The organism is Pseudoalteromonas sp. Z9A4, from assembly GCF_011378845.1.
Classification (GTDB): domain Bacteria; phylum Pseudomonadota; class Gammaproteobacteria; order Enterobacterales; family Alteromonadaceae; genus Pseudoalteromonas; species Pseudoalteromonas arctica.
In genome coordinates this window covers 34,814-53,732 of sequence record NZ_WTLA01000021.1, presented here as the reverse complement: position 1 = coordinate 53,732, position 18,919 = coordinate 34,814, and the positions used below count along the sequence as shown (strand labels likewise).

General features: G+C 38.5%; 19 protein-coding genes. 16 read left to right on the top strand and 3 right to left on the bottom strand.

What is annotated here, in order from left to right; all coding sequences use genetic code 11:
• The first annotated feature begins 21 nt into the window (after positions 1-21).
• The 10 genes from GQR54_RS14505 (at position 22) to nqrM (ending at position 9,248) form a co-directional block, all read left to right on the top strand.
• Positions 22-333 carry a BolA/IbaG family iron-sulfur metabolism protein gene (locus GQR54_RS14505; protein WP_166378532.1) on the top strand — a complete coding sequence of 104 codons (312 nt, stop codon included), beginning with the start codon at positions 22-24 and terminating at the stop codon, positions 331-333.
• Between the two features lie 107 nt (positions 334-440).
• Entirely contained in the window at positions 441-1,634 is a 1,194-nt protein-coding gene (gene fabV, locus GQR54_RS14500; RefSeq protein WP_166378530.1) for an enoyl-ACP reductase FabV, read from the top strand.
• A 363-nt stretch (positions 1,635-1,997) separates the two neighbouring features.
• The gene (locus GQR54_RS14495; protein WP_166378528.1) at positions 1,998-3,341 is read left to right on the top strand and encodes a Na(+)-translocating NADH-quinone reductase subunit A; all 1,344 of its coding nucleotides are present in this window, start codon (positions 1,998-2,000) and stop codon (positions 3,339-3,341) included.
• A gap of 4 nt (positions 3,342-3,345) precedes the next feature.
• Complete coding sequence (locus GQR54_RS14490) at positions 3,346-4,548, top strand: NADH:ubiquinone reductase (Na(+)-transporting) subunit B (protein ID WP_166378526.1); 1,203 nt, start codon at positions 3,346-3,348, stop codon at positions 4,546-4,548.
• Entirely contained in the window at positions 4,541-5,293 is a 753-nt protein-coding gene (locus tag GQR54_RS14485) for a Na(+)-translocating NADH-quinone reductase subunit C (protein ID WP_024604967.1), read from the top strand. Before GQR54_RS14490 ends, GQR54_RS14485 begins: the two co-directional genes overlap by 8 nt.
• Complete coding sequence (locus tag GQR54_RS14480) at positions 5,293-5,925, top strand: NADH:ubiquinone reductase (Na(+)-transporting) subunit D (RefSeq protein WP_007584891.1); 633 nt, start codon at positions 5,293-5,295, stop codon at positions 5,923-5,925. The genes GQR54_RS14485 and GQR54_RS14480 overlap by 1 nt, the downstream gene beginning before the upstream one ends.
• A gap of 10 nt (positions 5,926-5,935) precedes the next feature.
• The gene (nqrE, locus tag GQR54_RS14475) at positions 5,936-6,544 is read left to right on the top strand and encodes an NADH:ubiquinone reductase (Na(+)-transporting) subunit E (protein ID WP_007584892.1); all 609 of its coding nucleotides are present in this window, start codon (positions 5,936-5,938) and stop codon (positions 6,542-6,544) included.
• A 19-nt stretch (positions 6,545-6,563) separates the two neighbouring features.
• Positions 6,564-7,793 (top strand): NADH:ubiquinone reductase (Na(+)-transporting) subunit F, encoded by a 1,230-nt coding sequence (gene nqrF / locus GQR54_RS14470; protein ID WP_007584893.1) that lies wholly within the window; start codon positions 6,564-6,566, stop codon positions 7,791-7,793.
• A 109-nt stretch (positions 7,794-7,902) separates the two neighbouring features.
• A complete protein-coding gene (locus tag GQR54_RS14465; RefSeq protein ID WP_166378524.1) occupies positions 7,903-8,934 on the top strand; it encodes an FAD:protein FMN transferase in 1,032 nt (343 codons plus the stop codon).
• 101 nt (positions 8,935-9,035) lie between these two features.
• Positions 9,036-9,248, top strand: coding sequence for a (Na+)-NQR maturation NqrM (nqrM, locus tag GQR54_RS14460; RefSeq protein ID WP_007376137.1), 213 nt, complete (start codon positions 9,036-9,038; stop codon positions 9,246-9,248).
• A gap of 954 nt (positions 9,249-10,202) precedes the next feature.
• On the opposite strand, the gene GQR54_RS14455 is transcribed toward nqrM, so the two are convergent.
• Both GQR54_RS14455 and GQR54_RS14450 read right to left on the bottom strand, forming a co-directional pair.
• Complete coding sequence (locus GQR54_RS14455) at positions 10,203-11,276, bottom strand: alpha/beta hydrolase-fold protein (RefSeq protein ID WP_346766089.1); 1,074 nt, start codon at positions 11,274-11,276, stop codon at positions 10,203-10,205.
• 93 nt (positions 11,277-11,369) lie between these two features.
• Positions 11,370-11,765: a hypothetical protein gene (locus GQR54_RS14450; RefSeq protein WP_166378520.1), complete on the bottom strand. Its 396-nt coding sequence runs from the start codon at positions 11,763-11,765 to the stop codon at positions 11,370-11,372.
• 766 nt (positions 11,766-12,531) lie between these two features.
• Between GQR54_RS14450 and GQR54_RS14445 the strand changes: the two genes are divergently transcribed.
• The 6 genes from GQR54_RS14445 (at position 12,532) to cyoE (ending at position 18,095) form a co-directional block, all read left to right on the top strand.
• Positions 12,532-12,951: a hypothetical protein gene (locus GQR54_RS14445; protein WP_007581161.1), complete on the top strand. Its 420-nt coding sequence runs from the start codon at positions 12,532-12,534 to the stop codon at positions 12,949-12,951.
• A 320-nt stretch (positions 12,952-13,271) separates the two neighbouring features.
• Positions 13,272-14,231 carry a ubiquinol oxidase subunit II gene (gene cyoA / locus GQR54_RS14440; RefSeq protein ID WP_024608764.1) on the top strand — a complete coding sequence of 320 codons (960 nt, stop codon included), beginning with the start codon at positions 13,272-13,274 and terminating at the stop codon, positions 14,229-14,231.
• Between the two features lie 2 nt (positions 14,232-14,233).
• On the top strand, positions 14,234-16,222 hold the full coding sequence (gene cyoB / locus GQR54_RS14435) for a cytochrome o ubiquinol oxidase subunit I (RefSeq protein ID WP_007581166.1): 1,989 nt from the start codon (positions 14,234-14,236) through the stop codon (positions 16,220-16,222).
• Complete coding sequence (cyoC, locus tag GQR54_RS14430; protein WP_007581168.1) at positions 16,219-16,845, top strand: cytochrome o ubiquinol oxidase subunit III; 627 nt, start codon at positions 16,219-16,221, stop codon at positions 16,843-16,845. Before cyoB ends, cyoC begins: the two co-directional genes overlap by 4 nt.
• On the top strand, positions 16,845-17,201 hold the full coding sequence (cyoD, locus tag GQR54_RS14425; RefSeq protein ID WP_166378518.1) for a cytochrome o ubiquinol oxidase subunit IV: 357 nt from the start codon (positions 16,845-16,847) through the stop codon (positions 17,199-17,201). The genes cyoC and cyoD overlap by 1 nt, the downstream gene beginning before the upstream one ends.
• A 9-nt stretch (positions 17,202-17,210) precedes the next feature.
• Positions 17,211-18,095: a heme o synthase gene (cyoE, locus tag GQR54_RS14420; protein ID WP_007581172.1), complete on the top strand. Its 885-nt coding sequence runs from the start codon at positions 17,211-17,213 to the stop codon at positions 18,093-18,095.
• Positions 18,096-18,196: 101 nt separating this feature from the next.
• Here cyoE and GQR54_RS14415 read toward each other — a convergent pair whose 3' ends face one another.
• The gene (locus GQR54_RS14415) at positions 18,197-18,859 is read right to left on the bottom strand and encodes a hypothetical protein (RefSeq protein WP_166378516.1); all 663 of its coding nucleotides are present in this window, start codon (positions 18,857-18,859) and stop codon (positions 18,197-18,199) included.
• Between the last annotated feature and the right edge of the window lie 60 nt (positions 18,860-18,919).

The window sequence follows — 18,919 nt, the reverse complement described above, 5'->3', positions numbered from 1 at the left end:
GCTAATTAAAACGGTCTTTTTATGTCAATGCAGCAACAGATCCAAGAAAAAATAAGCAACGCTATTGCGTGTAAACATTTAAACGTGATTAACGAAAGCCATATGCACAGTGCTGGCACTGAATCACACTTTAAAGTAGTAGTGGTTAGCGAAGGTTTTTCGGGTAAGCGTTTATTACAACGTCATCGCGAAATTAATGAAATTTTAAAAGATGAGTTAGCAAATCATATTCATGCACTCGCTATTCATACATATACACCCGATGAGTATGTAGAGCAGGGCGGTGAAGCGCCTGATTCACCTAATTGTATGGGTGGCTCTAAAATTAGCTAAGTAATGTTTTAGAGTATTTGATGAGTGTTTAACTGATCAGATCAGTGTTTTTAGTATTAGCCTTTAAACTAGCGCTAATTTTTATTGTAAAAGATATAGGATGATCAATGGTCATTAAGCCTAAAATTCGTGGATTTATCTGCACAAACGCACACCCAGCTGGTTGTGCAGAGCATGTTCAAGAACAAATTAACTATGTAAAACAACAAGGCGCATTAAAGAGTGCACCAAAAAATGTATTAGTTATTGGCGCATCAACAGGCTACGGCTTGGCATCGCGCATTACTGCTGCGTTTGGTGGCGGTGCTAAAACATTAGGTATTTTCTTTGAAAAAGAAGGTACAGATCGTAAAACAGGTTCTGCTGGTTGGTACAATACCGCTGCTTTTCAAGAAGCTGCAGACGAAGCAGGTCTTTGGTCTAAAAATATTAATGGCGATGCGTTTTCTAACGAAATCAAGCAAAAAGCAATCGACACCATTAAAGCAGATTTGGGCAAAGTAGATTGTATTATTTACAGCCTAGCGTCTCCTCGCCGTACTGATCCAAATACAGGCGAAGTGTTCTCATCTACACTTAAGCCAATAGGTAATCCAGTAACCACTAAAAACTTAAATACATCAAAGCGTGAAATTGATGAAATTACTGTTGAAGCTGCAAATCAAGACGATATCGACAACACGATTAAAGTAATGGGTGGTGAAGATTGGGAAATGTGGATTGACGCATTAAAAGAAGCGGATGTATTAGCCGATAACTTTAAAACCACAGCGTATACTTATATTGGTAAAGAGTTAACATGGCCAATATACGGTCACGCTACTATTGGTAAAGCTAAAGAAGATTTAGACCGTGCAACGGCTGCTATTAAAGAATCAACAAAAGATTTAAATGGTGAGGCGTATGTTTCATCACTTAATGCTGTAGTGACACAAGCAAGTTCTGCTATTCCTATTATGCCGTTATATATTTCTGCTTTATTTAAAATTATGAAAGCAGATGGCACATATGAAGGCACCATTGAGCAAATCCATGCATTATTTAGTGAAAACTTATATGGTGAATCACCTCGCTTTGACGACGGTGGACATTTATTCCAAAACTACAAAGAGCTAGAAGACGACGTGCAAGCACGCGTTCAAGCTGTATGGGATAGTGTTGATACAAGCAGCATTGATGAGCTAACAGATTATGTTGGTTATCATAATGAGTTTTTACGCTTATTTGGTTTTGGTATAGATGGTGTTGACTACGATCAAGACATTGATTCAGTTAAGCCAATTGCCAATATGATTGACTAACAGAATTTAGTCATAAAAAGCCGCTATAGCGGCTTTTTTTGTATTATGCGATTTGTTTAATTTACGATGGAATCAGGAACGATAATTGCTTAGGCTACTACTTTGGTCTACCTTGATTTTTATTTAAACCACTTAACAAAACTAAATAAGTGTTTCTGTCGTATAATTTTCACAAATACACTCGCATAGTCATCTAAAATGATGTTAAAATCTCAACAATATGTGATGAGTTTTACTACGTTGCTTGTTTGACTTTTCTAGCAAGCTGCTCTTTTGTACCTTGATATAACTTGGAATAACTCAAATGGCGACGTGGTTGATACGATTTTTCAGTTTCTTTCCTTTAATGTAATGCAAGTGCGTATGATCAATATAAAAAAAGGTCTGGATTTACCCTTAGAGGGCGCGCCACAGCAAGTTATACATGACGGTTCTGCTGTCAAACGTGTAGCTGTGCTTGGTGAAGAGTTTATCGGTATGCGTCCAACCATGCATGTTCGTGTGGATGACCAAGTCAAAAAAGGCCAGGTACTTTTTGAAGATAAAAAGAACCCAGGCGTCCTATTTACTGCTCCAGCTTCTGGCACAGTAAAAGAAATAAATCGTGGTGCTAAACGTGTGCTGCAATCTGTTGTTATTGAAGTTAGCGGCAGTGAGCAAATCACCTTTGACTCTTTCAAAGCAGACGAGCTTGCGAGCTTAGAGCGTGAAAAAGCCAAAGAAGTACTTATCCAGTCTGGTCAATGGACAGCACTTCGTGTTCGCCCATTTAGTAAAGTAGCGGCTGTGGATGCAAATCCTAGTTCTATTTTCGTGACCGCAACTGACACAAACCCATTAGCTGCAGATCCTGCAGTGATAATTGCCGAAAATGCGCAAGCATTTGAAGCGGGTCTTGCTGTTATTTCGCGTTTGACCGATGGTAAAGTATTTGTGTGTAAAAAAGCAGGTAGCCAAGTTCCTAGCTCATCTATAGCTCAAGTAGAAGTACATGAGTTTGGTGGTGTGCATCCGGCTGGCCTCGTTGGCACTCATATCCATCATCTTGATGCAGTTTCTGTTAGCAAACAAGTTTGGCATATTGGTTACCAAGACGTTATTGCGTATGGTCACCTATTCCTTACTGGTGAAATTTACACAAATCGTGTTATTTCGCTTGCAGGTCCCCGCGTTAAAAACCCACGTTTAGTGAAAACACAATTAGGTGCTTCATTGGATGATTTAGTGGCTGGTGAGCTAGAAGACGGAGATAACCGCGTTATTTCTGGTTCTGTTCTATCAGGTTCTATTTCAAACGGTGTTCATGCATTCTTAGGTCGTTACCACGTTCAAGTATCTGTTTTACTTGAAGGTCGCGAAAAAGAATTGTTTGGCTGGATTGCACCAGGTAGTGATAAATTCTCTGTAACGCGTACATTCCTTTCTCACCTTGCGCCGAGTCGTTTATTTAAAATGACAACGTCAACAGGTGGTTCAAAACGTGCCATGGTACCAATTGGTAGCTACGAGCGCGTAATGCCGCTAGATATTTTGCCTACTCTATTATTACGTGACTTAATTGCACGCGATCTAGACAGTGCAATTTCATTGGGCGCGCTTGAACTTGATGAAGAAGATTTAGCGTTATGTACCTTCGTTTGTCCAGGCAAATACGAGTATGGTTCTATCCTACGCGATTGCTTAACTACGATCGAGAAGGAAGGCTAGAGAGATGGGTTTAAAAAAATATCTAGAAGATATCGAGCCGAATTTTGAAGCCGGTGGTAAATATGAAAAGTTTTATGCACTGTATGAAGCAGCTGCAACTATTTTTTATACACCAGGCTACGTAAATAAAGGCGCGACACACGTACGCGATAACATCGACCTAAAACGCATGATGATTTTAGTGTGGATGGCGACGTTCCCAGCTATGTTTTTTGGTATGTTCAATATCGGTCATCAGGCCGTAGGTGCTTTAGCACAAGGTTTTGAACTAGCAAATACGTGGCAAGTTGGTTTGTTCCAGTTATTCGGTGGTGAATTAACCGCTGATGCAGGCTGGGGCGCTAAGATGTTCTATGGAGCATGTTTCTTCCTACCTATCTACGCGGTAACATTTGCAGTAGGTGGCTTTTGGGAAGTTATATTTGCTTCTGTGCGTAAGCATGAAATTAACGAAGGTTTCTTCGTTACTTCAGTATTATTCGCACTTATTTTGCCTGCAACGATTCCTCTATGGCAAGTTGCGTTAGGTATTACGTTTGGTGTAGTAATCGCTAAAGAAATCTTTGGTGGTACTGGCCGTAACTTCTTAAACCCTGCTTTAGCCGGCCGTGCATTTTTGTTCTTTGCATACCCAGCTCAAATCTCAGGTGACACAGTATGGACAGCAGTAGATTCGTTCTCTGGTGCAACTATGCTAGGCCAAGCATTTGCTGGCACACTTGATTTTGCAAACATGGAATTATGGTGGAATGCGTTTTACGGTTTCATTCAAGGTTCTGTAGGTGAAACATCTACACTTGCATTATTAGTAGGTGGTTTGTTCTTAATTTATGTTCGTATCGCTTCTTGGCGCATCGTACTAGGTGTATTCCTAGGTATGGTAGCAACTGCATTTTTACTAAATGCTGTTGGCTCAGAAACTAACCCTGTATTTGCCATGCCTTGGTATTGGCATTTAGTACTTGGTGGCTTTGCGTTCGGTATGTTCTTTATGGCTACTGACCCTGTATCAGCTGCATTTACTGACAAAGGTAAATTGGCATATGGTCTATTGATTGGCTTTATGGTGGTTATGATACGTGTTGTGAATCCTGCTTTCCCAGAAGGTATGATGCTAGCAATCTTATTTGCTAACTTATTCGCTCCACTGTTCGATCACTTTGTAGTGCAGGCTAATATTAAGCGGAGGTTGGCACGTAATGTCTAGTAATAACGAATCAATCGGTAAAACGTTATCAGTTGTTGTAGCACTATGTTTAGTGTGTGCAATCATTGTATCGTTTGCTTCTGTACAGCTTCGTCCTTTACAGCAAGCTAATAAAAACAAAGATATTCAAAGCAATATCTTGGCTGCTGCGGGTATCGATAAAGTTGAAAATGTTTTAGAAACATTTGATGCAAAAATCGAAGCGCGCGTTGTAAACATGACTACAGGTGAGTTTGTAGATACAGACCCAACAATCTTTGACTTTGAAAAAAGCAAATATGATGCAGCGCTAAGTGTTTCTCTTAAAGAGAAAGGCGTTAAAGATATTGCTGGTATTCAACGTGTGACTAAAGAGTCGCCGGTGTATATCTCTAAAAAAGAAGATGGCTCAGTTGATGCAATTATTCTTCCTATCCAAGGCTACGGCTTATGGGGCTTAATGTACGGTTTTATCTCGCTTGAAAGCGATGGTGAAACAGTTAAAGGCATTATCTTTTACAAGCATAATGAAACCCCAGGTCTAGGTGGCGAAATCCAAAATCCACAGTGGACTGCTACATGGGAAGGTAAAGAACTTCCAATTCAAATTGTTAAAGGTACTGCGGGCAATGATGAGCATAAGATCGATGGTCTTTCAGGTGCTACATTAACGTCTAACGGTGTTGATCATGCAGTTGACTTTTGGACTGGCGAAAATGGCTTTGGTCCTTTCCTTGCGAAAGTACGTAAAGGAGCATTGAAATAATGGCTGATACTAAAGAAATGAAGGCGGTCCTATTTGGTCCGGTTTTAGCTAACAACCCAATCGCACTACAAGTACTTGGTATTTGTTCTGCGCTAGCGGTAACGTCTAGCTTAAAAAATGCGTTAATCATGTCAATCGCATTGACATTAGTAACTGCATTTTCGAGCTTCTTTATCTCGCTTATTCGTAACCAGATCCCATCATCTGTTCGTATCATCGTACAAATGACAATTATTGCATCGTTGGTAATCGTTGTTGACCAAGTATTACAGGCATTCTCTTACGCTACGGCAAAAGAGCTTTCTGTATTCGTTGGTCTAATTATTACTAACTGTATTGTAATGGGTCGTGCTGAAGCATATGCGATGAAGTCGCCACCAATTATGTCTTTCCTTGACGGTATTGGTAATGGCTTAGGTTACTCTGTAGTACTACTTACAGTTGGTTTCATTCGTGAGCTATTCGGTAAGGGTTCACTATTCGGTGTTGATATTATCCCATTAGTACAAGATGGCGGTTGGTATCAGCCTATGGGTCTATTGATCTTACCACCGAGTGCATTCTTCATAATTGGTTTATTCATATGGGTACTTCGTACTTATAAGAAAGACCAAGTAGAAGCTAAAGCGTAAGGGGCAAATAGTGGAACATTATATTAGTTTATTTGTAAAAGCCGTTTTTATTGAGAACTTAGCGTTATCATTCTTCTTAGGCATGTGTACTTTTTTAGCAGTATCTAAAAAAGTAACTACATCAATTGGCCTAGGTATAGCGGTTATAGTTGTATTGGGTATTTCTGTACCTGTTAACAACTTGGTTTACCATGCGGTACTTGCACCAGGTTCACTTACTTGGTTAGGTTATCCAGATGCGGATCTTAGCTTTTTACGTTTCTTAACTTTCATTGGTGTTATTGCAGCACTTGTGCAAATTCTTGAAATGGCATTGGATAAGTTTTTCCCTGCACTATACAACGCATTAGGTATCTTCTTGCCACTTATCACAGTTAACTGTGCAATATTTGGTGCGGTATCTTTCATGGTTGAGCGTAACTATGACTTCGGCGAGTCTGTTGTCTATGGTATAGGCGCTGGTGTTGGTTGGGCGCTTGCAATTACATTACTTGCAGGTATCCGTGAGAAACTGAAATATTCAGACGTACCAGATGGCTTACGTGGTTTAGGTATTACCTTCATCACTGTTGGTTTAATGGGACTTGGCTTTATGTCATTCTCTGGTATTTCACTGTAAAGGGTAGCGAGGATAAATCATGGATTATCAGATTTTCTTAGGCGTTGGTGTTTTTATCGCTATCGTTGTACTACTAGTTTTAGTGATCATTGGTGCTAAATCTCAGTTAGTTGCAAGCGGTGACATCATCATCGGTATTAATGGCGATAAAGACAAAGCCATTACTACATCAGCAGGTAATAAGCTTTTAAGTGCATTATCTGAGTCAGGTATATTTGTATCATCTGCTTGTGGTGGCGGTGGCTCTTGTGGTCAATGTCGTGTACACATTAAAGAAGGTGGTGGTGATATTCTGCCAACTGAGCTTGATCACATTTCTAAAGGTGAAGCCCGTGAAGGCTGTCGTTTAGCGTGTCAGGTAAATGTTAAAAACGACATGGAAATTGAACTTGAAGAGTCAATTTTCGGTGTTAAGAAGTGGGACTGTGAAGTTATCTCTAACGATAACAAAGCAACGTTCATTAAAGAACTTAAACTGCAAATCCCTGGTGATGAGTCAGTGCCTTTCCGTGCGGGTGGTTACATCCAAATCGAAGCGCCACCTCATCATGTTAAATATGCAGATTTCGATGTTCCTGAAGAATATCGTGGCGATTGGAACCATTTTGGTTTCTTCGATCTGGAGTCAAAAGTAGACGAAGAAACAATTCGTGCATACTCAATGGCTAACTACCCAGAAGAAGAAGGCATCATTATGCTTAACGTGCGTATTGCTGCTCCGCCTCCAAGAAACCTAAGCTTGCCATGTGGTAAAATGTCTTCGTACATTTGGTCACTTACAAAAGGCGACAAGGTAACTATTTCAGGTCCATTTGGTGAGTTCTTTGCTAAAGACACAGATGCAGAAATGATCTTTGTTGGCGGTGGTGCTGGTATGGCGCCAATGCGTTCACATATCTTTGACCAACTTAAACGTTTGAACTCTAAACGTAAGATGAGCTTTTGGTATGGTGCACGTTCTGAACGTGAAATGTTCTACGTAGAAGATTTTGACGGCCTAGCCGCTGAAAATCCTAATTTCGTATGGCATACAGCACTTTCAGATCCACAACCTGAAGATAACTGGGAAGGCTATACTGGCTTTATCCATAACGTGTTATTTGAGAACTATCTTAAAGATCACGAAGCGCCGGAAGATTGTGAGTACTACATGTGTGGTCCTCCAATGATGAACGCGGCAGTTATTACTATGCTTAAAGATTTAGGTGTTGAAGACGAAAATATCTTACTAGATGACTTCGGTGGCTAACACTAATACCAAAACAGTTTAGTTTTGGTTAAAATACCAGCCTCGTAGCACTTGTGTTACGAGGCTTTTTTTATTCTTTAATTTTATCAATCTATTAAGTAGAGCTGCTATGAATCGAGTAAGTACTTCACAAGGCATAATGGCCTTTTTACTAATCACACTGACCTTATTACTGTCTGGGTGTGGTGAAAAATCAGAGTCGAGGGAAACCTTTATAGAAGGTAAGACTATGGGCACCACTTATCATATTAAATATTACGATGAGCAGGGCCAGCTATCAGCTTCACAATTACAGCTGCAAATAGACGCTGTTTTAAAAGATGTGAATCAGTCTATGTCTACTTACATAGAAGGCTCTGAAATAAATACATTTAACAGATTACCAGCAAATCAAGTTATGCCAATTAGTGAAGATTTTAGGGCTGTTATCAGCGAGTCTATTCGCTTAGGCGAATCAACTAAAACACTCGATGTCACTATGGGGCCTTTAATTGATTTATGGGGCTTTGGTCCTGATAAAAAACCAACAAATCGCCCAAGTGATGAAGAGCTTGCAAGTATGGTCGAAAAAATAGGTGTTGATAAACTTATTTTAGATGAGCAAGGACTGTCTAAAACAGTTAATGGGTTAGAGCTTTCGTTTTCGGCAACGGCTAAAGGCTATGGTATTGATAAGGTAGCGCAGTTATTAGAAAGCCACAGTATTACCAATTACATGGTTGAGATTGGTGGAGAGCTGCGTATAGCAGGTGAAAAGCCAAATAATCAGGATTGGAAAATTGCGATTGAGCAACCAGATGCGCAACCTGGAGAGCGAAAGGTGCACCGTGTTTTATCGCCAGGTACAAACGGTATTGCTACGTCAGGTGATTACCGTATTTTTTATAAAATGGATGGCGAGATCTATACTCATTTAATTGATCCCGTGACCGGCATGCCTATTAAGCACGACTTAGTGTCGGTAACTGTGCTTCATCCAAGCGCTATGACGGCAGATGGTTTAGCGACTGCACTTACTGTGATGGGTATGGAAAAAGCGCAAGCATACGCTCAGCAGCACGATTTACCGGTATACTTAATAGGTAAATCAAATGAGGGTTTAGTTACTTATTCAAGCCCTGCATTTAAACCTTATTTGTAGTATGGTGCTGGCTTGTTTATTTTCGCGTTATTTGGGTATATAATAGCAGTCGCTCAAAAATGTTTGAGTTTAATTAATTGCTGATCAATAGGGGCTAAGCAATGTCACTTTTTCTTCTTACTTTTGGCTTACTAATTTTGATAGTTTCGGCTATGGCCGTTGGTATGATCGTGCAAAAAAAATCTATGGCAAGCAGCTGTGGTGGTTTAGGTTCGGTTGGTATTGATAAAGCCTGTGATTGCGATGATCCATGTGATAAACGCAAAAACCGTTTAGCTAAAGAGCAAGCCTGGAAAGAAAACCAAATTATTTAAGTCCGCCTTAAATATTAAAAAGCGCTTTATAGCGCTTTTTTTGTGTCTGTAAAACTGCTTAACTCGATAGCTTCTAAAGTAATCCAATCTTAATGTATTAGACAAACGTCTATAGTTTAGTTTTTTTCACCTATTAGGTTTATTTTTCTCGTTTGTCAAATTGGAGCTAACACTCTAAAGTTTAACTACAGACATAGAGCAAGGCTCTAGTCATAAGCTTGAGGCAAGTTAGTCTCGCTTAAAAGAATCTTTATATTGTGTGTGAAGATGTTGTCAGTGTGAAAGGCAACTCAAGTTCGGTGGATTCACTTCCATAAAGAACGAGTTTGAGTTGTTTTTATTTCCTTTCAATGCCACGCAGTGTAAACCATAAATCTTTATATTGTGTGTGAAGATGTTGTCAGTGTGAAAGGCAACTCAAATTCGGTGGATTCACTTCCATAAAGAACGAGTTTGAGTTGTTTTTATTTCCTTTCAATGCCACGTAATGTAAACCATAAATCTTTATATTGTGTGTGAAGATGTTGTCAGTGTGAAAGGCAACTCAAATTCGGTGGTGACTGGGTTTGAGTTGTTTTTATTTCCTACAATTTCCACGCAGTTTAAACCAAAAATCTTTATATTGTGTGTGAAGATGTTGTCAGTGTGAAAAGCAGCTCAATTTCGGTGGTGACTGAATTTGGGCTGTTTTTATTTTCACCTTCACATAGTGTAAATAATAAATCTTTATATTCTATGTGAAGATTTTTTCAGTATGAAAGGCAATTCAAGTTCGGTGGGTTTACTTCCATAAAGGATCACTTGAGTTGTTTTAATTTAACTCCATTTATATATCCCTCAACTTTCAAGTATTTCTAATATTAAATATTTTTTTAAATTATGCTCGCCCATAAACTAATAAAATAGAGGGCTATTAATTGCACTTAAAAAATAGCCAACGTCTATTTGAGTAATTTAACTATCAGCTATACTTACTTTATCTTTTGCAAATAGTGCTATTAAGCCATCTATAATTGCACTTTGCCACACGTAATAATCGTGTCCTCCAGCGTATTCTTTATAGTGAACACCGTAGCCTTTCATTCTTAAGATATCGCGTAAGTGTCTGCTACCATCAAGAATTCCTTTTCCACCATTTCGACTTCCTTCAAAGAGTCCTGCAGTAATAAAAAAGTTGATAGGTAACAGATCTTTAATCATAAAGTTTTCGGATACATAATATGTATTTAACGATTTTTTATGTTTAGGAGCCCACCAATAAGAACCGCTTAAAGAAATAACGTTACCAAAAATATCAGAGCGTCTAAAAGCGGTTGTAGTCGCACCAATACCACCATAGCTAGAACCGGCTAAAACTCTTTGCTTTGCAGAAAATTTAACAGGAGAGTTTTTTTCTATGGTAGGTAATAATTCAGATGTTAGCATTTTAGTGAAATTTGGGTTATCTGGTAACTCGTTTCCCCTAGTCTTATTGTCTAAGTTGTCGATAAATATAGCTTCTATTGGGGGAAGAAGTTTATTATTCACCAAGGTATTGAGTTTAGAGTCTAAGTTAACTTTTTCTAGATATTTAGGCCCATCAAACATAAAAATCTGAATAGCATTTGATTTTGTTATATCACCAAAACGGTATACTTTTATATTACGTTTATTTTTTAATATATTACTATCTAATTCAAATGATAATGCAGGCACAATGGAGTTGCTCTGTGCATTTTTTAAATATTGGTTCGAGAGATTATTTAAATCTATAACAGAACTTTGTTCGAATTTAGTTTTAGCTGCAATTGGAAAGTAATATGGGTTATTAGCATCTCTTTGGGCCGTTGCAAGTAATGCAACTCTTTTTTCGTAACGCTCTCCAGTAAATTGGGGTACATCTGGCGCTAATTTATAAGACAGTTGTGTATCATTAGGTACTTTATAGCTTTTATACCAAATGTTTGATTTCCCGAGGCGTTCCATCCAACCATGATCATTAGCAGGAGCTCCGAAAATAAGTACATTATTTTTTGCTCCCCTGTAAATAAATGTTAGTAAGCTATTATCATCAAGGGACTCTATTAAAGGGGAGTTATTCTTAATTAAAATGTCCCATACATCGTCAGTTTTTTCTCCGGATTAAAGCATTGAAAATGCTTGATTTATTAATTTACTATCAGTTTTTTGTATATAGTTATTTTGCTCACTCTGACTAACAATCCTGTTAATTGTAACGTTTGGGATTGGTCCAGAATAAATCATTTTTGGGTTGTCGTAATCAGCAATAAAATGAAGCCTAGATTGTTTTAAATTTACATTTAATACCTCTCGTATAGGTTGGGAGTTTTGGTCTATTAAAGAAATTTCAGTATCATTTTTAGCAGCAACAATCGCACTAATATAGCTTCCTTTATCTGCCAAAAATGTATACGTTTTGTTTGTTTTATCGAGTGTTACTTTACTTTTTTCTTGTCCGTAAACACCACTTGATAACGAGAGGGAAATTGAAATTGCTAATAAAATGCTTGAGCGCATAAGTGTCCTTTTATAATACTAATGATAATGCTTTTTATTTGTATCGATTATGTGTTGATTGCTAAAGTAATGCAAATAATGCCACATTTTAAGCCTTATTTAATGTGATTAGCGGTAGGGGACTCAAATGAAACGAATTTTTTGATTTTTATTTATTTTTTTCATTCCACTAACGCGCATGCTAATTACTCTCTAACTATTGATGTTAATGAGCAAAGCCTGCTTTTTATAGATAGTTTTTTAGTGTAGGTGATGATTATGGTGCCTGCGTATTGGGGAAGCTCGTGTAGTAGAAATAAAAGGTAAGTTAAAATTTTTAAATAGAGGGTTTTTATGACAATGACCATTATCGCTTAAGTGATAATATTCATTATTGTATGTATCAAGCTATTTATGTTCATTGAGTTTATCATAGCTACTTTATTTATAATAAATTCAATGTGAATTTGAAATATTTTTAATGGCTAAGTTGTTGTTTTTATTTTGTTATTTTTTATTAACAAAATAGCTTCGAAAGCTTAACCCAAATTAATTGATTTTTAGTTGAACAGAAAATTCTCTTTGTTATACTCAGGTTCGAACTTTCAATAAGTTTTGAAAGTTCGATTGATACGGATCAATTTTCACTAGGCAAATATATGCTAGCTAGATTTGATTGTATTTAGCACCGGTATTTTGGGCTTACAGCAGCAATGTTTTTTAAATTTTTCCATTGCAAACTGTATTACTCTAATTTTGTTATAGTCATTTTAGTAGGTTAATGTTTTTGAACACACTTTCTTTGCATCATACAAATACGGATCTTGCCTCTGGCGAGCCGCAGACGTGTGAGCGCTTGAATAAAGCAGGCAAGGGCGTGTGTGTAGCTATAACTTTATTAGTGTTTAATACTGTAATGTTGCTAAGTGGTGCACTAGAGGATGCCTTCAAGCTTGAAGCGCTATTAAGTGATGGGTTTATTGTAGAGCCGCTGTTACTTACTATTGTGCAATTTTTAGCTCATCCGATCATATCAAGTCAGTTACTTATTGGCCTTTGCTGGCTATTGTTCCATATTTTTCCAGCGCGTCGTGCTGGAATTATCCTCCGTAAAGCAGCCTTTGCTTTTAGCGAGGCTAAAGTTCTTCAGCCAGTGCAAGTTGCACACGGTTGTCGTGCTCCACCTAGCTTTACAGGTTGTCTGTAAGGCTGCATTTTGTTGCTGGTTTTAATTATTTGTTCTTGCTGTAAATAATTAAGGTTAGCTAAAACAAAGTAGCTCAGTGTTTTTTAAACACATTTCAGCCAACCACCACTCACCCAAGTTAACTTTTATTACGTTATATAAATGCGTTTAGAAAGCTGGGTTTGTTGCTAGGTCATTATTGGCATGAGCTTTAGGTTTTGAATAGCCCCCTTATTTTTTATAATTTAATTCCAGTTAACTTGGGTTTTTACCGAAAAATCGTTGCTTTGTTTTTTATTTAAAGCAGCAAATTAGAACTTTTAGGTTTGTAGGATACTCCCTTGTTAATTCGTAACCTTTGTAATATTGCTTTAGCTAGTACAGTGCTGGCGTTGTCAGGCTGTAAAGGCGGGATACTCGATCCAAAAGGGCAGATAGGCATAGATGAGAAAAATTTAATCATCATCGCAACCGTGCTTATGTTGCTTGTAGTCGTTCCCGTTATTGTGATGACTTTGTATTTCGCATGGAAATATAGAGACACGCAAACTCATGAAATTTACGCTCCAAAATGGGCTCATTCAAATAAAATTGAAGCCGCAGTTTGGGCTGTCCCTATTGTTATTGTGATTATTTTAGGTGTTATTACCTGGGTGTCTACCCAAGAGCTAGACCCTTACAAACCAATTGAAGGTAAAGGTAAGCATCTTACTGTTGAAGTGGTTTCATTAAACTGGAAGTGGCTATTTATTTATCCTGAGCAAGGTATTGCTACGGTTAATGAATTAGTGTTTCCGGCTAATGTACCTGTTGAATACAAAATCACTTCAGAGAGCACAATGAACTCGTTTTTCATTCCGCAATTGGGTAGTCAAATATACTCAATGGCCGGTATGGAAACCAAGCTTCACTTAATTGCTAATGAGCCAGGTACATTTAAAGGCTTTTCGGCAAATTACAGTGGTGCAGGCTTTACTGGTATGAAGTTTAATGCCATTGCTACACCTACTCAAGCTGGTTTTGATAAGTGGGTGAGTGATGTAAAAGCGAATTCAAGCGCTAATAATCTTACTCATGCAAATTATGTTGAGCTTGCAAAAGCAAGCGAAAATAACCCAGTTGCTTATTACGGTAAAGTTGATGACGGCTTATTTCATACCATCGTTATGAAATACATGCAGGCACATGGCGATATGAACAAAAAGCAACATGCGATGGGCGAACATGGGCAAATGAGTAAGAAGCATCAAGCAATGGATGAACACTCAATGCCATCATCTCACAGCCAGGGCGAGGAATAATAATGTCGTTATTAGGTAAACTAACAATAGACGCAATTCCGTTTCATGAGCCAATTCTTGTGTTCACGATGTCGGTTATTGCTATAGCTGGGCTTATTATTGCCGGGCTTATTACAAAGTATAAAAAATGGGGCGTGCTTTGGCGCGACTGGATCACGTCTGTTGATCATAAACGCTTAGGCGTAATGTATATTCTTTTAGCACTAATAATGCTGTTCCGTGGTTTTTCTGATGCCATTATGATGCGTGCTCAGTTAGCGCTTGCTACCAGTGGTGCGCCCGGTTATTTACCACCTGAACACTACGACCAAATATTTACTGCCCACGGCGTAATTATGATCATATTTATGGCTATGCCATTTATGATTGGTTTAATGAACATTGTTTTACCACTGCAAATTGGTGCTCGCGATGTTGCATTCCCATTTTTAAATAACTTAAGCTTTTGGTTTACAGCCAGCGGTGCCATTTTAATTAATATGTCGCTAGTGTTTGGTGAGTTTGCTAAAACAGGTTGGGTGGCCTATCCACCGCTTTCGGAGTTGACCTTTAGCCCTGGGGTGGGGGTAGATTATTATATTTGGGCCTTGCAAATATCCGGGCTCGGTACACTTCTAACAGCAGTAAACTTTTTAGCAACCGTGTTTAAAATGCGTGCACCAGGTATGACCCTAATGAAAATGCCAATTTTCACATGGACATGTACGTGGGCAAACATCTTAATTGCAGCATCATTCCCAATTTTAACTGCTGTACTTGCAATGCTAACGCTTGACCGTTATCTCGATTTCCACTTCTTTACCAATGAATTGGGCGGTAACGCCATGATGTACATCAACCTATTTTGGGCATGGGGTCATCCTGAGGTATACATATTAGTATTACCAGCATTTGGTATTTTCTCTGAAATTATTTCGACCTTTGCCGGTAAACGTTTATTTGGTTACAAATCGATGGTTTACGCCAGCGGTGCAATCTCAATTTTAGGCTTTATTGTTTGGTTACATCACTTCTTTACGATGGGGTCGAGCGCTAACGTTAACGCGTTCTTTGGGGTAATGACCATGGTTATTGCCGTACCAACTGGAGTTAAGTTGTTTAACTGGTTATTTACCATTTACCGAGGTCGTTTGCGTATTAGCGTACCGGTACTTTGGACTCTTGGCTTTATGGTTACCTTTACCGTAGGCGGTATGACTGGTGTATTACTTGCTATTCCTGGTGCCGATTACGTACTGCATAACAGCTTATTCTTAATTGCACATTTTCATAACACCATTATTGGTGGTGCTGTATTTGGCTACCTTGCTGGTTTTGTATTTTGGTTCCCTAAAGCAATGGGCTTTAAACTTAACGAAAAATGGGGCAAAGCATCATTCTGGTGTTGGATTATCGGTTTCTTCGTTGCATTTATGCCGTTGTACGTACTTGGTTTCTTAGGTATGACACGTCGTTTAAATCACACTAATAATCCAGATTGGAACATATGGTTATACATTGCCGCAGGCGGTGCTGTAATTATTATGTTTGGTATTGTTAGCCAAGTAATTCAATTATATGTGAGCTTTAGAGACCGTGAAGCGCTTGACGATACAACAGGCGATCCGTGGAACGGCCACACACTTGAGTGGGCTACAAGTTCACCTCCGCAAATTTATAACTTTGCAACAATTCCACACATCGATGATATTGATGCATGGACCGACATGAAAGAAAAAGGCCAAGCATACCAAGATAAAGCAAACTATAGCCCTATTCATATGCCTAAAAACACATCAGCTGGCGTGTTAATGGCAGCAAGCTTAACAGTATTCTGTTTTGCAATGATTTGGCATATTTGGTGGTTAGCTGTTGTTGGGCTAGTAGGCGCAATTGCCATCTTTATCAAACGTTGTTACACCAGCGATGTTGATTACTATATTCAACCTGATGAAATTGCACGCACTGAAGCTGCGTATAATTCAAGTGGCATTAAGGAGCTAAAAGCGTGAGTACACTTTCTGCAAATTTAGAATCAGTATCGCACGATGATCATGCCCACGCGCATGATCATCACGATACATCGGGTGACACCATATTCGGTTTTTGGTTATACCTAATGACCGATTGCCTATTGTTTGCCTCGTTTTTTGCCACTTACGCTGTGTTATTTATGAACACAGCGGGTGGTGTATCGGGTAAAGATATTTTTGAACTCGACTTTGTAGCAGTAGAAACTGCTGCACTACTTATTAGTAGTATTACCTTTGGCTTTGCCATGATTGCCGCTCAAGGGCAAAAAAAGGCACTAACACTGACCTGGTTATTTGTTACGTTTTGTTTAGGTGCTGTGTTTATTGGTATGGAAGTATACGAATTTCATCACCTAATTGTGCATGGTAATGGCCCACAACAAAGTGCCTTTTTAACATCGTTTTTCTCATTAGTTGGCTTACATGGATTACATGTAACGGCTGGACTAATTTGGATGACCATAATGATGATTGAAGTTGCTAAACGTGGCTTAGGTAAAGCAACCGTAACGCGCTTAAGCTGCTTAAGCCTATTTTGGCACTTCTTAGACATTGTTTGGATTTGTGTATTTACCGTTGTTTATTTGATGGGAGCAATGTAATGAGCCACAGCGAAACGCATGCGTTAAAACAAACGCAAAGTGATCATCATGATGAATCTCATGGCAGTGTTAAAACTTACTTAATTGGCTTTGTGTTATCGGTAATTTTAACTGCTATACCGTTTTATATGGTTATGGAAGGTGACTTCTCAAAAGCAACAACGCTTTGGAGCATTGTTATTTTTGCAATCGTACAAATTTGGGTGCATTTAAAGTACTTTTTACACCTTAATTTTACGACCGAAAATGGCCGTGCAAGTACTTTCTCATTCCTATTCAGTGCTCTGATCATCGTAATGGTTGTTGGGTTATCTGTTTGGATCATTTATGAATCTAACGCAATGATGATGTACTAGGAGTTGAAGATGTTTCGTCGTTATTTATCAGTGACAAAGCCGGGTATTATTATGGGCAATTTGATCAGCGTAGCGGGTGGGTTTTTACTTGCCTCGCGCGGTGATATAGATCCATGGTTAATGATTGCCACATTAATTGGTTTGTCGCTAGTTGTTGCATCAGGTTGTGCTATCAACAATGTTATAGATAGAGACATAGATGTAGCCATGGCACGTACTCGTACACGGGTAACAGTAACAGGCGAAATGTCGGCCTTCGCTGCACTTAGCCACGGTGTTTTATTGGGCGTTATTGGCTTTGGTTTACTTATCGCCTATACCACTCAAGCCGCGGTATTTTTTGCAGCCTTTGGCTACGTAATTTATGTGGGGGTTTATAGCCTCTACATGAAACGTAACTCAGTATATGGCACTTTTGTTGGCAGCCTTTCTGGCGCTGTACCGCCAGTAGTAGGTTACTGCGCCGTAACAGGGCAGTTCGATATGGGCGCATTAATACTGCTAGTTATGTTTAGCTTGTGGCAAATGCCGCACTCTTACGCCATCGCTATTTTTCGCTTTAAAGATTACCAAGCTGCAGGTATTCCTGTATTACCCGTGGCGCAAGGTATCGACAAAGCAAAACGCCACATTGTGCTTTATATTGCTGTATACGCCTTAGTTGTGATGTTACTGCCAATTACTGGCTACACAGGTGCTGCTTTTATGGCTGTTGCTTGTATTACCAGCTTTTGGTGGTTGCTAATGGCGCTACGTGGTTATCGTCGTAATATTGATATGAGTAGCTGGGCACGTAAAGTGTTCGCATTTTCAATTATTAATATTACAGCGTTAAGTATTGCTATGGCTGTTGATTATCATAGCGTTGCTCCACAGCTATTAACGCTGACCTAATTTAAAAATTTTTAACTATTCCAAAGTTAATCCAAAGGCTCGAAAGAGCCTTTTTTTATGCCTAAATATTAAAATAATTTAGCATCCGTATACTCGCTCTTTTACTTTTTAAAATCATCAGCGTTGTAATAAAGTGGCTTAAGCGTACCGCAATTAATAAATTTGTAGGTAAGCTCATTTTCAGCTGGGACACGTTTTGAGGTACGAAGCTTTTGTATACACGCATTGACTAAATCAACAAAAATAAGATGGTTATAGCTCGGCGCTTTTTGAATTTTATGAATATAAATACGCTCAGTACCACCTAGATTAATTAAGTCGTAGTCTTGCCATCTTGATGACTCTGCTAGATCGTTTAACTTTCTTGAGTAGAGCTTTTCACTCATTATTATTTCTCTATTTGAGTAAATTAAACTGCCACTTTGCCTATAATCACCCTCGTATACATCTGCAGTAATGGTTATTTCGGCCCCATCTATTAAGTTTTGAATATCAAATGGATGTGGTTTTATAGTTATAAGTTCAGCATTACGTATCAGCTCTAAAAAAGCAATATCAGGGTTTTCTACTTTATAGACTATTTGCATATCGTGAGGCGGGTTATAGGTTGGCAAGTTAATAGCAAAAATGCTTGAGCCTCGGTTGAGCAGTATCATCGTATGCTCTGTGTTGTATGAAGGGACTTTTTCTGAAAGCTCTACTTCTTCAGCTATAGCTAAACCCAAACTATTTAGTGCAAAAAATAATATAACAAATAAGCGCATAACGACCTCGATAATTTATGAGCTTAAATTGTAGTATAAAAATATATATTACATTGAGTT

Excerpts from the sequence above, each read along its gene's own strand:
- GQR54_RS14505 (WP_166378532.1), top strand. The coding sequence starts at position 22 with ATGTCAATGCAGCAACAGATCCAAGAAAAAATAAGCAACGCTATTGCG.
- fabV (WP_166378530.1), top strand. The coding sequence starts at position 441 with ATGGTCATTAAGCCTAAAATTCGTGGATTTATCTGCACAAACGCACAC.
- GQR54_RS14495 (WP_166378528.1), top strand. The coding sequence starts at position 1,998 with ATGATCAATATAAAAAAAGGTCTGGATTTACCCTTAGAGGGCGCGCCA.
- GQR54_RS14490 (WP_166378526.1), top strand. The coding sequence starts at position 3,346 with ATGGGTTTAAAAAAATATCTAGAAGATATCGAGCCGAATTTTGAAGCC.
- GQR54_RS14485 (WP_024604967.1), top strand. The coding sequence starts at position 4,541 with ATGTCTAGTAATAACGAATCAATCGGTAAAACGTTATCAGTTGTTGTA.
- GQR54_RS14480 (WP_007584891.1), top strand. The coding sequence starts at position 5,293 with ATGGCTGATACTAAAGAAATGAAGGCGGTCCTATTTGGTCCGGTTTTA.
- nqrF (WP_007584893.1), top strand. The coding sequence starts at position 6,564 with ATGGATTATCAGATTTTCTTAGGCGTTGGTGTTTTTATCGCTATCGTT.
- GQR54_RS14465 (WP_166378524.1), top strand. The coding sequence starts at position 7,903 with ATGAATCGAGTAAGTACTTCACAAGGCATAATGGCCTTTTTACTAATC.
- nqrM (WP_007376137.1), top strand. The coding sequence starts at position 9,036 with ATGTCACTTTTTCTTCTTACTTTTGGCTTACTAATTTTGATAGTTTCG.
- GQR54_RS14450 (WP_166378520.1), bottom strand. The coding sequence starts at position 11,765 with ATGCGCTCAAGCATTTTATTAGCAATTTCAATTTCCCTCTCGTTATCA.
- cyoB (WP_007581166.1), top strand. The coding sequence starts at position 14,234 with ATGTCGTTATTAGGTAAACTAACAATAGACGCAATTCCGTTTCATGAG.
- cyoD (WP_166378518.1), top strand. The coding sequence starts at position 16,845 with ATGAGCCACAGCGAAACGCATGCGTTAAAACAAACGCAAAGTGATCAT.
- cyoE (WP_007581172.1), top strand. The coding sequence starts at position 17,211 with ATGTTTCGTCGTTATTTATCAGTGACAAAGCCGGGTATTATTATGGGC.
- GQR54_RS14415 (WP_166378516.1), bottom strand. The coding sequence starts at position 18,859 with ATGCGCTTATTTGTTATATTATTTTTTGCACTAAATAGTTTGGGTTTA.